Raw genomic sequence first — 17,818 nt, 5'->3', positions numbered from 1 at the left:
GTCCTCCCACCAGCTCCAAATCCTTTTTAATAAAGGATCAAGGAGGAGTTCCCGAGTGGCCAAAGGGGACGGACTGTAAATCCGTTACTTTATGTTTCGGTGGTTCAAATCCACCCTCCTCCACCAAAGAAATTCATGCGGAAGTGGCTCAGTGGTAGAGCATCGCCTTGCCAAGGCGAGGGTCGCGAGTTCGAGTCTCGTCTTCCGCTCCAGACAACAACAGATGTGCATACATCTGTTTTGTTGTATATGAACGATTAGCTCAGCTGGATAGAGCGTCTGGCTACGGACCAGAAGGTCGGGGGTTCGAATCCTCTATCGTTCGCCAAGACTATAGATCATGTATCTATAGTCTTTTTTTATTGCAAAATCTGATTGCACAACACATCTACACGACAAAATTTCCACGCCCAAATCTGCTCATCTTACAAATTCGTCAGATATTTTTTCAGAAAACTAAATTTTTTCTATTTTTTACACATTTTTTACACATTTCACAATGCTATATCAAAATATTCCTATTAAAAACGTTAGCAATTCAATGCTAAATCAGAAATCATCTAAAAAATATAAGAAAATTCCAAAATCTTTTGATTTGGTCAAACTAAATATAAATAACGAAAATAGTACAAAATCAGCTCAATAATCTACTTATATACAAAATATTACATATAATAAAGTGAATAAAACAAAACAAGAAAATATTTAGAGAAATAAACTACAAATAATAACGTATTATAAAGTAAATAGAAAATAACATCAACAAAGTTTATGCTGTAATAACAAAAACACATTGAAAAGATTTCAGGAAAACATGTAAATTGACAATTCTTATAATATATGATAATATTTACCCATAAATAATACATGCAAATATATAGTACATAAAAACGGAAGCAAACGTAATTATAATGACTTAATAAGCAATGCATTTTATTTAGAACTAACTGAGTCAGGCAACATTATTCATTTAATATGTTGAGCTGACTCTTTCTTTACTTTTAGGGAATAAATGCAAACGATATGCATTAATTAGCTGAATTTTTGTAGTATTTTATTCTATATGCATGTGAATTAGTAGATAATAAATTTAGTTTTATAAATATCAATATACTAACATTTAAAATAAAAATCAAGTAAATCAGGAGGTTAAAATGAGAAAAATATTAGACAGACTAACGGCGTTAGTCATGGTAATGCTAATGTTCATACAAACATGCGTACCAGCCATAACATCATTTGCTAAGGAGGAAGAGCTAGACAAGAGATATGTAATACAAAAGCTCGAGACCCTAAAACAGGATACTTACGCTCATTTTTCACTGAACCTCGCTACATTGATAGATGACAAGAATTTGGATACCGACACCAACGTCAAGTTCACACTAAATGCGACGAGTACCGATTCCAACATCAAACTATTGGTTAGAAAAGATTTCAGTCTTTATGATGAGAGGACATTCGACAAGGTAGAAGATGCCTACAAAGAGTTCGACAGAATAGACAAATCACTCAAAGATCAAGGATTGAGCTTAGATGTATCTGTAGTACAAGAAGGCGAAAAATACAGAATCAAAAACAACTACGTGCCACAAGCAGGCAAAGAAGACTTTGGAAGTGACTACAAAGTATACAGACTTAAGGTAATAGACAAATTTGATTTTGACAAACAAGGTTTGTACAACAAACTACCAGAAAACGATAAGTTATCAGCAGAACACAACCTACAAATAGCTGAACAAAGAAGACTTCAACAAGACGGCGAAGTTCCAGAACCTGACAAGCACAACGTAACTTACATCTTCAATTTCAAAGTTGACAAATCAGTTGATCCAGCTCTTACAACAATAGCTCTTAATAAGGATGCAAACAATCCGATTGATGTAAAACAAAACGCAGACATATTTGCAGCTATATTAAATGATAGAACTTACAGCGTGTACCAAACAGAACAATTACCAGCTGAAGTTACATCATCAATAGAACACAAAAAAGAAGTTGCCAAAAAGAAAGCCGAAGCAGAAGCCAAAGCAAAGGCCGAAGCAGATGCCAAAGCAAAAAAGGAAGCCGACGAAAAGGCGAAAAAAGAAGCTGACGAAAAGGCAAAGAAAGAAGCCGAAGAAAAAGCAAAGAAAGATGCCAAAGCAAAAGAAGAAGCTGATGCCAAGGCAAAGAAAGAAGCGGACAAACAAAAAGCAGAAGAAGCTAAGAAAACAGAAGAACAAAAAGCGCTTGACGAAAAAGCAAAACAAGAACAACTTGCCAAAGCCAAGGCGGAAGCAGAAGCTAAAGCAAAAGCCGAAGCCGAAAAATTAAAAGCCGAAGCCGAAGCAAAACAAAAAGCAGAAGCCGAAGCCAACGCAAAACAAGAACAACTTGCAAAAGAACAAGCTGAAGCCGAAGCTAAAAGAGCCGCTGAAGAAAAAGCGAAGAAAGACCTTGAAAACAAAAAGCTTCTTGGACTTGTAAAAGATACAGAAGAAAAACAAGAAGAAGAACCTATTATAAAGAAGAAGGAAATAAAAGAAGAAGTCAAAAAAGAACCTGCAACACCACAAGAAAGAAAACAAAAAGCAGAAGAATTTGACAAAGCATTAAAAGAAAGAAAAGAAGAAATCCAAAAATCAGAAGACAAAAAAGATGCTAATAATAAAGAAGACAATAAAAAGACAACTGACAAAAAAGAAGTCAGCAAAGAAACAAAAGGATTATTAGAAGGCATCAAAGAATTCTTCGGATTTTCAAACCTACAAAAAGCAGACCGTGAATTAAAAGCAATCCTATCAGTAAAAGCCAACGGATTAAAAGAAGTTCAAGCATTATTATCCAGCTTTGAAGACAAATATCATCTAACACAACAAGAACAAGCAAAACTAATGGATGATAACAAAGATGCAATCAAAGCATTAATCGAAAAAGATGCAGATAAGAACTTCAATCCACAAGTGTTGTTTGCTCAAACAAGAGGAGCTAACAGCCTTAACCTAGATGGCAAGAAGTTCACTGTCATGACAAGATTTGAGACATCAAATGCATTTGGACCAATTCAACCAGGTCAATTCTTTAACATCCACCTAGATAATAAGCTTAAAGTTAATGACCCATCTAGCCTAGAACCAGTTAGATATAATGGTGAAATTATAGCAAGTCCAACTTATAATGCAAAAGATAATATCATTGAATATAAGATAGTAAAAGAAATACCAGAAAATATAAAAGTCCCACTAATTATTCCTGTTGATTATAATCCAAGTAAAATTACGGAATTTAATCCTGACGGAACATTTACAGTAACTAACAAGGTAAGTGGGCTTGGAGTAAAAGCACCAAAGGACCTAATACCACAAAAGGTTGACAAAAATGGTAACCTTGCAGGATCAATTATCGAACCAGGTAGGGGAGATGTACCAGAACTTATAGAAGCAGATGACAAGTCTTACAAGGTAGACATGGATGCTTATGGAACTCCAGTTGTAGAAAATGGAGTCCTAAAAGGATTTAACTGGACAGCTACAGTCCTATCAACTACAAACCTAAATGGAATAGACTTTAGTGTTAACTTTACGACAGTAAAGGGATCTGGACTTGGTAAAATAGAAAAACTCGCAATAGATGGTGTTTCTATACCAAATCCTGAAAGCAATAATTTGAATGGTAAACTTGGTATAGAAGACTCAGTCCACTATAAACCAACACAAAAAGACGGCAATAAATTCACTTATACTTTCTACACACCAACAACAGCAGTACAAGAAACTTACATGCTTGATATTAATGCAGTTGCCAATGGCAAGGTAGGAGCAAAGAGAATAGTAGGAACTCAAGGATATCCAAGAGATAAGGTAGAAGATGCTACACCAAACCGTGTAGGAATGAATAACAGAACTTCTATCCTAGGAGAATTCACTTCAGACTCTGCAGCTAAGTGGACAGTAACAGACCAAGTTTCTACATCAGATGATGGCAAACTACCATTAGCTTCAAGACAACTTGGTGGAAATCAAACCTTGCAGACAGGACAAGTTGCTGTTTATGGAATAGATACTACTAAAGGAAGTCAAACCTATGGAAAAATGATTCAAATTGGTAGTGTTGAGAATGCAAAACCAATTCCAGAACAAGGAACAAATCCAAACACAGCTCAACCAGTTGGTACAATCGCAGCCTACGAATATACAACTGATTTAGATCAACAAAACCCTTCTGCCTATACTCTAGGTGGAGTTGCAATATCTAAAGCTCAAGACTTACAAATAGATCAAAACTGGGGACTTGCTACGGGCGCAAAAATGCCAGCCCAAACTATCAAGGCTGTAGATGCAGCTGGAAAAGAATTAGGAAGTGTTGATGTAAAAGCAGCAACAGATGATTCATCTACAAGAAGGATTACAATCCCTAATGTAAAGGTATGGTCTATCGGCACAGATGAAAATGGTAAAGTAAAGGCTACAAAAGTCCAACCAAAAATCGACCAAGGCCTACCAAAAGAAGAAACTATTGATGGCAAGACTTTCCAATGCCTTGAAAACTACAACTATTACGAACCTAGCAGACACGAATACTATGTTCACAACAGGGCAGTAGTAAAAACTCAAAAGAAATTTGGTAAGTTTATCCTTAAGAAGACTGACGCCGAGGGTAATCCACTACAAGGCGCAAGCTTTAGACTTTTCCCAGGGCCAGAAGTCCTAACAGATAAAGACGGTAAGGCTACCTTTGCTAACATTGAGCCAGGTACTTACAATCTTATAGAATCCAAGGCTCCCGTAGGATACAAGCCAGCTGATGACACTACAATTGTCGTTGACGATAATGGTGTAGTAAGAGCAGCAGGTGATGACGCCAGCCAGGAAGAAGACAAGACAGCGACTAAGTATTTTGAAGATGCAAAATATCCAGCATTTATGAATGCCAAGTCCTACGCAGTAGGAAAAAAAGGCGAAAAAATGACTACCTATATTTACCTAAAACCATCCAAAGGTGGTGGAACTAACCAAAACACTAGATTAGATATAGTTGGTTATGATAATAACAATGGACTAAGCGTGGAAGTATTTGATGTAAGCCCAGGCCAAAGGGATGCGGTATCTGAAGCTATGGACCTACAAAATAGTCCAGAGAAAAAGGCTGGCGGCAATGTTCTAGGAGCAGTCCATAAGCATGCCATTACAGGCGGCCCAAACACACTTGATTCATTTACACAAAGAACAGGTTACCAAATCAAATTCCCATACCAAAGATTTGATGGAGACTGGGGATTCCTTGTAAAAATAACAGGAAGAAACAATTCTTCTGATGGTACAGTATCTTATGACTGGCTAACAGAAAATAACCCAGGCAACAACGCCAAGATCCAAAAAGCAATTTACCCGGTTGACCCAAGTAAAACGTCAAGTAATACAGGCGGTTCTACAGGTAACCAAACAAAAGACACTATAGTAACTATTAAAAATGAAAAGTTTGAAACTTCACCAGTTGAAGTTACTAAGGTAACAACTGACAAGGAAAAACTTGGAAAGGCAACTTTCGTTTTAAAGGATTCAGATAACAATATCCTAAAGACAGTAACTTCTATTAGTACTGAAGGCAAGGATAAAGGTAAGGTAAACTTTGGAAAAATGCCACCAGGACACTATGTAATAGAAGAAGTTGCAAGTCCAGATGGTTATATTGAGTCCCAATTGGTATTTGATGTAGTAGTGGATAATGCCAACAAAGTAACCTACACAGCTAGGTTTAAAGATGGGAAGGGTACACCTGTACAAGGTGTGGACTACTGGATTGAAAACGAAGAAATAGCTGACGAAAAAACCAAGGTCCCAGTTACACATGTTGAACAAAAGATGTACATCAGTGAAAACAACCCAGGAGAAATTGGTACCCAAGACGGAGTATGGGAAGCATATCGTTATGAGTCTCTAAACTACGAGGCAAAAATAACAACAAGCGAGGCCAAACCGAACGGCAGATTAACCATCCAATTTGACCCTAACCTAGACTTCACTCAATATGTAAACGAAATACCAAAGATTATAGATAATGGCGAAGTTATAGCAAAACCATATTTTAACTATGACTCTAACACCCTAACTTATGTCTTTACCGATAAGGCAAAGGGAGGACAGCTTAACTTTAGTTTAAAAATAGTTGGTATAATCCCATCTAAGTTCTATGCTAAGAACTCAGGAACTTACTACTTCACAAACGTAGTTGCGCCAGGACAAAAAAATGTACAGGGAAATCAAAAAGATGAAAATATTGAAATAAAAGCCTTCTACGATGACTACGACTCAGCTAGAGATGGATCCCAACCAACACAAATGTACTACTTTAGAGACGTATACAAGGAAGGCGACCAATGGTATGTAAAAGCACTAGCTTACTATAACCCAAAGGCCAATGCCCAAGGTAGTCGTAGAAACGCAAGAACTCTATCCTTTAACTGGATGACTACAGACTGGTTCCCTAATAAACAAATAGCTAGGTGGGAAGGCTACGGACAAAAACCAGCCTATGAACTTGATGACCTAAAGGTTTATAGAGTCCTTCCAGTACCAACAGGGTTTAAAAACTTTGTAACTAACGAACCAAACATGCCTAGGTCTATGGGTATCATTCCAGAAAATGACCCAAATACCTACAACTTGGTTTATAGTCAAAAAATAGATCCAAGCAAGAATTTATATGACAGACAAGGTAATATCTCTGTAACTTATGACCCATCCAAGATAATATCATCTGGTGGAGTTAATACATCCTTACCATTATCTGTCTCAATGCCACAAATATCTCCTGCCAACGAAGGTTATGTAATCGAACAAACCTTCAAGGTAACGGACTTAGATAAATTTAGGTCGAAATTTAGAACCTTCTATATGACAAACGGCAACCTAGAGTCAGCCTTTGCATCCAAGGTAAACCTAAACGAATCAGCAGCTTCACAAGCTGGCAAGGAAATTCCAAAGTACTACAAGCAAAAGATAATGATGGCAAACGAAAAGTATGTACCAGCTAAGTTTTCTATCAAGAAGTTCAGTGAAGCCGATAAGAAGCTACTAGCAGGGGCAGTATTTACTTTAACTGATAAATCAGGCAAGGCAGTATCAAGGACTACAGGTACAGATGGTATCTTAACCTTTGATAACCTAAAGCCAGGAGAATATACACTTAAGGAAACGACAGCACCAAAAGACTATAACCTAGTAGAAAAAACATGGAATATTAACGTGTCCAAGGATGGTTATGTAACCATCAGAGAAATAAGTTTTGACGGTCAAGGAGACTACCTAGTAGGAGATAATCTAACTCTTGATGTATCCAACAGACCTACTGGAACAGACTTCAAAGTTTACAAGAAAGATGACACTAACCAACCACTTCAAGGAGCAGAATTTACTTTAACTAAGGATGGAAAAGTAGTTAAGACAGTAAAATCTGATGTTAACGGTCTAGTAAACTTTGAAAAACTTACTAAGGGAATATATATATTAAAAGAAACTAATCCACCAGCAGGCTTTAAGAATCTTGGTAAAAAATGGGTTGTAGAAGTAGACATAAATCAAAAGGTAAAAGTTTACGAATATAAAGACCCTGATGCTACAAAGCCACCAGAAAAAGAAAACACTGATGCGACTAAATCTTTGTTTGGCAAAGATGGAACAAAATGGGTCGACGTGGCCCACAGACCTCTTACAGGTTGGAGTCTAGATGACAACAGATGGGGTGGCTATACAGGTAATAACCATCAACCATACAAAATGGGTACTAGGATCCTTGGTATCAATAAGGGCCAAAAATATATAATCCAAAGATATGTTATTAATCCAGAAGGCGGAGCGATGGATCTTAACTCTGCGGTAATCCACAGAGAAAAACCACAATACAACAATATGACCTGGTATGCAGGAAATGAAGAAATAAAAGCATTTATTTTAGACAAACCAGTAACAGGATATGTGGAAGATATTAGGCTCCAAGATTTTGGATTAACTGAATTAAATATCGGTGGACTAAATCCAGATATTAAAAAAGGTACAGTTCAATATTCTGGTGGACAAAATAGGCTAAGCCTAGAATTTACTGATAATGGCAAGACTAAGATAGGCAACAATCCTATAGTAATAGATGTCAAAGTACCATACGACTCTCTAAATGCTGGAGTAGGTACAGGTATGGACCTTTACGCTGATGGAACAGTTTACTGGAAGTCTGACTACTACGAATCAGTATCTTATATAGTAGAAGGAAAGGACGTAAAAGAGAAACAAGACGACCCTGCAACACCAAACATAAAGGGTGACCACGTATCTGATGGTTCCTTAGACGTTGCCAACGAAAGAGAAAGACACAATTTCAAATTCAAAAAGGTAGACCGAGACAAGGATACAGATGCAGTAACAGGAGCAACATTTAAACTCCAAGGACCAAAAATAGATGATAAAAATCTAGGAGAAGAATTCTGGGCTCATTCAGGAACAGATGGTATGGTCAACTTTGACAACCTAGTTCCAGGTATTTACAAACTTACAGAAACAGGACCAGCCCAAGGTTATGAACCATCACACACAGACTGGACAGTCTTTGTTAAAAAAGACGGTAAAATCTATATAAGAGATAACAACTCCAACGCAGGAGGACAAACTAATCCTGATACTCAATGGCAAAAGGTAAGTCCAAACGGCAAAGAAGTAAACAAAAACTTTGCAAACTTACCAAACAACCCACCAAAGGTTGCTACTCATATTGTTGAAGTAAATAAAAAACTTAATAAGTTTAGACAAGTCTTTATCATAAATGGTAATCCAGAAGACTTAAGCAACACCTACTTTGAACTACACGCTCAAGAAGAAAAAAGGAGCCTAAATGATACTAATGTAAGGATAGTATCTCTAAAGGAAATCGGGGCAAACTCTACACCAGCTGACATCAAAAATCCTGGCACAGCAGTGACCTACGGAAAGGAAATCATAAACAGAAACGGCTTTGAAAGATTAAGGATAAAACCAAATGTAGCAGGACAAGAGCACAGACTAGCCCTAACTATAGAAGGAGATATTCCATATTCAGGTACTATTGGTACAGGACTAGATTTCTACAACTATGGTTCTTATGACCAAAATAATAATTACAATGGCAACCACTACTGGGCAGCAGAAAGCTATAAAACATTAGCAGACATGACACTTCAAGCAGCAGATCCATCATCAACAGGCAAATCCAGGTCAGTGTACGTGGGCACAAGTGCTGCGAACACAATAAAACCTCTACTTGCAAAAGCAAATTTAAGTTCATTAAAGGTAGCAAGACATTCATTCTTTGGTGAAAGTGTGACAATGAATGGATTAGAAATTGGTAATGAAATTATAGCTGCAGCAGTAAGAGCAACAGGTTGGGAAGATGTTAATCCTAATAACTCAGATGCACCAACAACAAGAAACGATAATCCTGGGAAAATTCAAACTAAGATAACTGACATTAACAAGAATGACGGTAAGATTAGGCAAGTTTTCCTAGTAAATAAAGAAAACATTAAGATGATTAAGGCAAGACTTGATTTTCACGCTGAGCCTAAGAATATGAATGTTATAGGACAAGGGTTTAATCCAAATAACTATCCAATAAACCTTAACGTAATTAGCGTAAGACCAGTATCCACAAATTCAACAATAGATAACCTACAATATACTGGAGGAGAACTAAAAAATCTAAAAGTAAATTACAATGAAGGTACTTATTGGAGACATCAATTAACATTAGACAATAATAACTATCAAAGTCCTTTTGCTGTTGTAGTAGAGTTTGAGTATCAAAAATCAGGCACTATAGGTTTAGGCGTAAATTACCGACCTAATCGTGGTGATGCGAGTAAAGATTATTGGGCTGCTGAATCTTATACAAATGGTCCAGCAGGTATTAATAAGAATCAACCTAAAATAACTTATGAATACGGTTCTGAAATTACAGAAATCCCAATAGTAGATTACTCTAATGACCCTTCAAAATATGTTAATGATCCTAACCTTGAAAAAGGAAAATACAGAATTGAAGAAGGTACGATAGGAAACACGAGAACCTATTATAAATATGAATTAAAAGATGGAGTTCGTACAGGAAATAAGGAAATTGATACTAGCAAAGGTACAAACGGAATTACAATTATAAACAAAATGGTACCGAAACTTAGATATGTAGGTACAAAAGATGTAGCTTCGTCAACAGTAACAATAACTTTTGATGGAAATGGTGGTCAATGGCACATGGATCCTAAAACTGTTACAAAGGGCTCAGAATATGAATTACCAGGATGCTCATTTGTAGCACCAGATAACACTAAAGAATTTGATGCATGGTTAGTTGGTGGAGTTAGAAAAAATCCAGGAGATAAGATTACAGTAAATGACAATATTATTGTCAAAGCTATTTGGAAAGATAAAGCTGCCCCACAACCAATAGAATACACAATAACATCTTACAGCGATGCAAATGGAAATTCTGTAACAGCTAATCTAGCTAATGCTACTAAAGATACAAAAGTTGATTTGACAGTAACAGAAAACAGCAATTACACTTTAGCAACCATTTGGATAGAAGATGATTCTGGTCAAAAAATTCAAGATGTTATAAATAATACCTTTAATATGCCAGAGAAAAATGTCCACATTAAAGCGACATTTAAGGCAAAACAACAAGTCAAATCCTTCTCTGTAGTCGGTGATAATGACGGCAGAAGAGGTTATGTAAAAGTTGATCCTACTGAATCAAACAATAGTTATGCTAAAGTGGACGAAAAAGTTACTTTCACTGTAATACCTGGATATGATTATAAGGTTCAAAAGGTTTATCTAAGAACTAATAATGGTCGAATACTAGAAAATGTAGCAGTATTAGAGGCTAATAATAAGGGATATTTCATAATGCCAGATATTAGCCCAGATAAATCTATTACAATTGTTGCCTTATATGAAAAACTCAAACCAGGCGATAGAGAAGTTCCTTACCAAGCTACAGAAAAACTACCATACAAGGTAGAAAAAACTGTAGACCCTAACATGGCTCCAGGAGAAAAGAAAGTAGTTCAAAAGGGAGTTGAAGGTAGCGTAACTTATAACTACACTATCTCAATCGAAAAGGGTACTGCAGCAGATGCAGCCTATCCAGCTGATTGGCCACAAGACCTACTTGCAACCTTCCAAGCAATGAAGGGTGAAGGCGACAGGATTGCAGCCTATGCTAGAGCAGAAGTAGCAGATTCAAGAATAGAACCAACTACTGAAAAAGTTCGTGTAGGAAAGTCTAACGACCCAATCGATAGCTACGAACCACAACCTGGTGACATTGAAGTTCCAGCTGATGGTGCAGCAGAGATTATAAAGATTCCGAACAAGAAGCAAGGTTTCGTTACAAAGCTATTTAAGAGAAATGCCATAGGCAGACCTCTTGAAGGAGCAACATTTAGTGTCAATAAGATGACAGATGACACTTACAAGACAAGGGACAAGTCCTTTGCACCAGCAATAGGAACATCTGACAAAGATGGTAATATAACCTTCACAGACCAAGCTGGAAACCCTATAGCTCTTAAACCGGGCTACTACACTCTAACAGAGGACAAGGCTCCTACAGGCTATAAGAAAATTACAGCTGACTGGAAGATTCAAGTTAAAGACGACGGCGGACGTGTCTATGCAGTCTACAAGGGACCATCTGACACACCATCAAGTCTAGTAAATAACAATGAAAAATCTAAGGCTGGAGATACAAGGCATAAAGGTATCATCGTTAAGTCAAGGCTAACTGATATCAACCCAGAAAACAAAACATTCGTACAAAGAATCTATATTGATACTAGAAACCATTCTGGAATCCTTAACGTACAAATCACTCCAGAGCACAAGAGAGAGGAAATTGACAGACCAGGACTACCACCAGTAACTATAAAAGAAGGTGTAAAGACAGCCTATAGGTCAACATATAAGATATCTAACGCAGCTACAAATAAGGATATAAGTGATGGAAACTTTGACCATATCCTAAGGACCTACGACCTTTCAGGTGATGACGTGTCCATGGTTAACACAGCAAGGTGGAGACCATTTGACTGGGGTTTTGACGAAGACCAACTTAACCTTGAACCAGGAGTTTATATAGTAGAAGTTGAAGGTTACTATGACGACTCTATAATCGATAAAAGAGTTACAAATGAAGTAAAGATTGACGAAAATTATAAGTTCCTAAATAAGGAAGGAAAGAAAGATTACGATAGCAAAGGCAATGATATAACTGAGCCTACGCTAAAAGACCCTTACGATAGGACAGACATTGATCCGGATGACCTTGCTAAACTTGACCTTCACGTTGACTTGTATGAAGGCAAGCGAGAGTTTAAACAACTTAAGGTAGATGCAACTGGAAATCCAACTTATGAAGTTGTTGATAAAGGATCCTACCAAGGCGGTGCTAGCCAAGTAACTAATTATGTAAAGAGCAAAAATGGTGAAGACGCAGCTAAGGAATGGTCAGGAACCCAAGACCCTAAGACTAAATACGCAAACTTTGTAGGTAAGGAAGTTAAATATGATGGAAAAACTTATGTAACTGGTAAAGTTGATCCAGCATTAGGTAACGAACCATACCTACACGCTGACACATCTATAAAATTAAAACCAATTTATGACTCAACCCATGAACAAGAGTTACCTAAAGAAGGTATGGAAATCATAAACGATGAAGAAACTTATAATATTACCTTCTCTAAGCATGGTAAAGATGACCCTAAATGGAAGGATAATGGAAAGGAAGTTACAGAAAACAGACTTGAAGGCGCAATTTTTAAACTTCAAGAACTAGCACCAGGTGGTTATATAGACAAGCCAGGTACATTTGTATCTTCGGCCTTTAACGGTTACTTCGGATTTAGGGGATTAAAGCCAGGTCGTTACAGACTAATGGAAGTAAAGGCGCCAGCAGGCTACAAACCAATTAAAGATCCTATTCTTTATATGACTATCAAATACACTGGTAAAGTAGTAAACAATGAGACTGGAGAAATCACACCAGGCAGAGGGCTTGTAACCCTAGAGTATAACAAAAATGCCAACGGCATTATAAAGTATGCTCCAGATGAACATGCAACGGTTCAAGACGGTAAGCTAGTTGACTATGTAACATCAGCCACTGCCAAGAACATGGGTAAGATAATCAACGAAAAACCAGGCAAAGGTGCAGTAACCATCAACAAAAAAGATGGGAAAGGTAATGCCCTTAATGGTGCAAAATTCAAGCTAACTAGATTATCTAGTAAGCTTCAAGAAGACCCAACCAAACCTGCAGACGGAAAATCACTTGTATCTTACAGCAAAGACTCATCATCCATAGATGATACAGCAATAGCAACTGTAGCAGCGGCAAATGATCAAAAACCAAAAGTTAAAAATGGCGAGATACTTAGCCTAGACCCTGTTAAAGTTGGAGCGAGTCAGATTACTGGAAAATCAATATTAGCTGGCAAAATTACTTTAACCTTCCCTGGAAATCAGACAGCAGAAACTACAATTTCTGTACCAGGTAAGTTTACTGTAAACCTACCAACAGGGGTAAGTCTAAAAGAAAACGACCAAGTTACAGCAAATATCAAAAAAGATGGAATGCTTGTATTTGATGAACTACCAATTGGTAACTATGTACTAGAAGAAACTAAATCACCAGACGGATACCAAAACAAGGGACAAAAATGGTACTTTACAGTAGGTGGTAAGGGCCTTGACCCATACGCTGGCCCAGTAACAAGAAAGGGACAAGACCTATCAAGCTCAATTTCTATTGAGGAATCAGAAATAAAAGTAGTAAAACCAAATGAAGGTGACAAGACAGCACCAGATACAATCAAGCCAAACTCAGCCCACGTTCTAAGTATAAAGAATAACTTCAAACTAGCTGATGGCATGGAAATAAAACCAGGAGACTTCTTCCAAGTTAAGCTATCTGACTATATGGACCTTAAGGGAATCTACGATAAAGAACTTATCGAAGGTCTAGATATCTTTGCAGAAGGTATAGGAACTATTGCCAAGGCAAATTATGACTATGACAAGGGTATAATCACTTATACTTTCACAGACTATGCAAACACTTATGAGCTTAAGGACTTTGAAACAAGTCTAACAGGTCATATAAAAAGAGATAAGCTAAAATATTCAGCAACCAATGTACCAGTTGGTATAAAGATGATTAGTGATCCAGACACTAAATTTGGAAAGATCAATGTAGTTTATGAACTTGACACAGCATCTCACACAGATGACTGGGGTAACAACCTCAACATTGCAAGTAAAATCACAAGATTTAATCCAAAAACTGGTGAATTTGAACATATCATCTATGTAAATAGAGAGCAAAACTTCTCTAATGCTGCAAAACTAGTTTATAAACCAGGCACAGATGTAGTTAATCTTCATGTAGAAGAGTTCAAGATAAATGAACAATGGACACAAAGCACATATAGGAAAGATAATATTAATCTATTAATGCCACCATCCTTCTATGTGAATCCTACAGAACAGTACTTTAGAAAGCCGACTGATGACTACTACAACTATACTGTCAATGACAACAACCCAGCAATAGTAAACTACAATACTGGAGACTTAAACTGGGACGACACTTATATTATTAGAGTTACTGGTCAGATAAAAGAAGGATCAGACAGGTCCCAATACAATCCAAAGGTAAGAATAAATGCTAATAACTATCCAGTATGGTCAGCTAGGGAAGACTATGTTTACGAACAATGGAACAAGAACCTAGCAGAAGGTAAGATGGAAGTAACAGCCATCAACCCTAAGAATGAAATAACTTTCAAGAAGCTTGACCAAGCAGGAGAAATCCTTAGAGGCGCTACATTTAAACTTGTTAAGTATAATGAAAGTGCTGATAAATGGGATGATGTAGCAGATTCTACAAAGACTTCAGGCGATGACGGTTTAATCAAGTACGAAAAACTTTCTCCAGGTAAGTATGGTCTTGTAGAAACTGCAGCTCCTGAAGACTACAGTCCAATCGAAGGCCACGCTGCTGAATTTACAGTTGGTGATGATGGTGTAATCACAAGGAAGGTTAAAAAACCTAAGGACCAAGTTCCTGTAAGAGAAAAACCAGGCGATAAACCAAAAGCAGGAGAATCTCCTATTAATCCAGCAGGTGAAAATCAAGGTGCAGATCCTGGAACTACTCCAGAAAAACCAAAAGAAGATAAGGTTGAAATGGTAGAAGTAGATGAACAAGTAGGCAATGGTCCAATCAATATCATCAACTACAAGGACATTGAATTTGTAAAGGTAGATGCAGTATTAGATGGAGAAAACAAAAAAGTCTTCCTACCAGGAGCAGTCTTCGAAGTCTACAAAAAAGATGAAAATAATAAATACCAACCAGTCAAGGAAACAAAAACTAAAAAGGCAGAAGATGGAACTGAAACTACTGAACAAGTAACTATGACAGTAACTTCTGACGAAAATGGTAAGTTTAAGCCAAAAGTTAACAAACCAGGCGACTATGCTCTGAAAGAAATTAAGGCACCAGAAGGATATGCTAAGATACCAGGTTGGATTAGAGAATTTAGACTTGCAGATGGTAAGCTCTATACTCTAGAAAAAGATCCAATCAAGGCATCTCATACAGATAGCCCTGGTGGTATGATATCTAGTGAAGTTTTAACAGTTGAAAAGGATAAGAGAACATTCACACAAAGAATTGTTATAAATCCAAACCACAAGAATTTCACAATACCAAACTTCCGATCTTATCTAAGAATTTTTGAAAATGATTGGTCAATCACACCAAAAGTTGAGGGCGAAAATAAGGGTGGAAAAGTTAAGGTAGCTTTGATAGGAAAAGATAGCACTAAGAAAATATCTGACCTTGAAGAAAAAGACTTTAAAGAATATAGTCCAGAAATCTACAAGCCTGAAGCCGGCAACACTAGATCAGCGTACAGCCTAAAGGAAATTACAGGTAATGGACGAAAAGATGGTCAAGTTACAACTACAGATACTATAGTAGTAGAATACACTGGTACTCTTGCTCAAGGTAAGACAAAGGTAGACCAAAAGGCTGAAATAATCCTTAACTACTCAATAACTGACCAAGTTGAATACAGCCTAGACTGGACAGCTCTAATAGAAAACAATCCAGTCTACGATGAATATGACCTAACAAAACCAGTTGAAGTGGAAAACCGAAAGGCAACTTATCCGTTGACTGGTGCGATGGGAATTATTGGTTTCCTTGTAGTGGGTGCTGTGATGATGGCAACGGCGTACTACAAGTACAGACGTAAGAGAAGAGAGAGTGCGTTATCATGATTGGATTAGATCAAAAGATGAGGTACCCTCCGTAAAGGGACTAAAATAAGAGACAAAGGGATGAGGCGACAAGCCAAGTCCCTAGGGTCTCGATGATGTTGAGGCAAATATTTTTAACGTCAATGAGGTGGTCTTATGGGATATGATGGCAAGATAAGAAACGGTCTTATTCTTAAAAAATCAGAAGATGGTTCATTTCAAAAAATAATTAACAAACTGAATTGGAATTCAGAAGAATGTTTATTAAAAAAAATAATTAAGAAATTAAATGGGAATGAAGAAGCCTGGTATAAGCTTTCATACGATGAACATGAGCATAAATATTTCGACAAAGAGTTCTTATTAAAATATCTCAATGAAAAATACTTGAATGATAATAATAAAGAGAAAAATGAAAAAAATCTGATAAATGATTTGATTACATTTAAGACTTATAGAGATGCTGTAGATATTAATGTAAGAAAAGAAAGTGACTTCGGTCATTTTATTACTATATGTCTAGCGTTTATACCAATAATAATTAGTGTTATGCTTGACTATGATAGTAAGATATCTATATCACTATTTGCAGGTTTTTTAGTTCTAGTAAACCTTGTATTCTATAAACTTACCACTGGCAGCAACTCAGAATCTTACAAGCTTATGGTTATTAATAACGTGATATACACTCTTGAAGCTATCAAGGAAGATATGGACAAGAAAGGAAATTCTGGTACGGAATCTGATGAGATAATAAGCAGTGTGAATGACAAGCTAGATGTTGGAAATACTGAAGATATTACAACTGAAGATGCTGATGAAAGATATGAAGGTCTTGAGCTTACAGAAGTAAAAGAGATAAGAACATACACATACAAAGCTAGGAAGAACAAATATAGTCCAAGGGCTATGCATGAGAAAAAAAGACGTTAAGAGAAATTAACAAGCTAATCGAAGTTCTAATAAAAAGGGCTTGATTAGAGAAAGCAGGCTGAGAGGTCTGTGGAAAGGCAAAGTCTAAGAATACCAATAAAAGGATATGTTGGACGAAGCCTAAAGTAAAAAGTGCCTACAAGGCAAGGTAAAGGTAATAATTTGCGAGAAGCAAATAATTATAAAATAAATATAAAGGAGTTATATTATGAAAAAAAGATTTTTATCACTAATCATAGCATTAGCGATGATGGTTGGTGTATTCACCCCATTGATAGCTAGTGCTGAAGGTGAAAAGTACGAAAATTCTACAAATAAGATTGTAATTCACAAAATCTTATTAAACGAGGCAGACTATAATGCCTGGAAACCAGAAGACCATAAAACAACAAAGGTTGATGATATCAAAACTTATTTTGGTGATAATTTATCATAACAAGTGCAACATAAAATAACTCATAGCTAATCAGCTGTGTTAATATGTAAGTGACCAAACAAAACATATTAAAAGGAGCGATTAACTATGAGCTATAACCATATTACCATAG

Annotated in this window: 3 protein-coding genes and 3 tRNA genes; all 6 read left to right on the top strand. The window is 36.7% G+C overall.

From position 1 onward, the window contains the following. Positions 1 to 41 precede the first annotated feature (41 nt). The 6 genes from ACU68Y_RS08880 (at position 42) to ACU68Y_RS08855 (ending at position 17,706) form a co-directional block, all read left to right on the top strand. Positions 42 to 126: transfer RNA gene (locus ACU68Y_RS08880), tRNA-Tyr, on the top strand. Positions 127 to 137: 11 nt separating this feature from the next. Beyond that, positions 138 to 212, top strand: a tRNA-Gly gene (locus ACU68Y_RS08875). 39 nt (positions 213 to 251) lie between these two features. Then, positions 252 to 328 (top strand) — tRNA-Arg (locus ACU68Y_RS08870). A gap of 826 nt (positions 329 to 1,154) precedes the next feature. Beyond that, positions 1,155 to 16,358, top strand: a complete 15,204-nt coding sequence (locus ACU68Y_RS08865) for a SpaA isopeptide-forming pilin-related protein (protein ID WP_446755783.1) — start codon at positions 1,155 to 1,157, stop codon at positions 16,356 to 16,358. 135 nt (positions 16,359 to 16,493) lie between these two features. Beyond that, on the top strand, positions 16,494 to 17,270 hold the full coding sequence (locus ACU68Y_RS08860; protein WP_446755782.1) for a hypothetical protein: 777 nt from the start codon (positions 16,494 to 16,496) through the stop codon (positions 17,268 to 17,270). A 208-nt stretch (positions 17,271 to 17,478) separates the two neighbouring features. Beyond that, the gene (locus ACU68Y_RS08855; RefSeq protein ID WP_446765337.1) at positions 17,479 to 17,706 is read left to right on the top strand and encodes a hypothetical protein; all 228 of its coding nucleotides are present in this window, start codon (positions 17,479 to 17,481) and stop codon (positions 17,704 to 17,706) included. Positions 17,707 to 17,818: the final 112 nt, after the last annotated feature.

This window comes from Finegoldia sp. P1-F-LS (assembly GCF_052932205.1).
This window is presented reverse-complemented; position numbering and strand designations above follow the sequence as displayed.

Excerpts from the sequence above, each read along its gene's own strand:
- ACU68Y_RS08855 (WP_446765337.1), top strand. The coding sequence starts at position 17,479 with ATGAAAAAAAGATTTTTATCACTAATCATAGCATTAGCGATGATGGTT.
- ACU68Y_RS08865 (WP_446755783.1), top strand. The coding sequence starts at position 1,155 with ATGAGAAAAATATTAGACAGACTAACGGCGTTAGTCATGGTAATGCTA.
- ACU68Y_RS08860 (WP_446755782.1), top strand. The coding sequence starts at position 16,494 with ATGGGATATGATGGCAAGATAAGAAACGGTCTTATTCTTAAAAAATCA.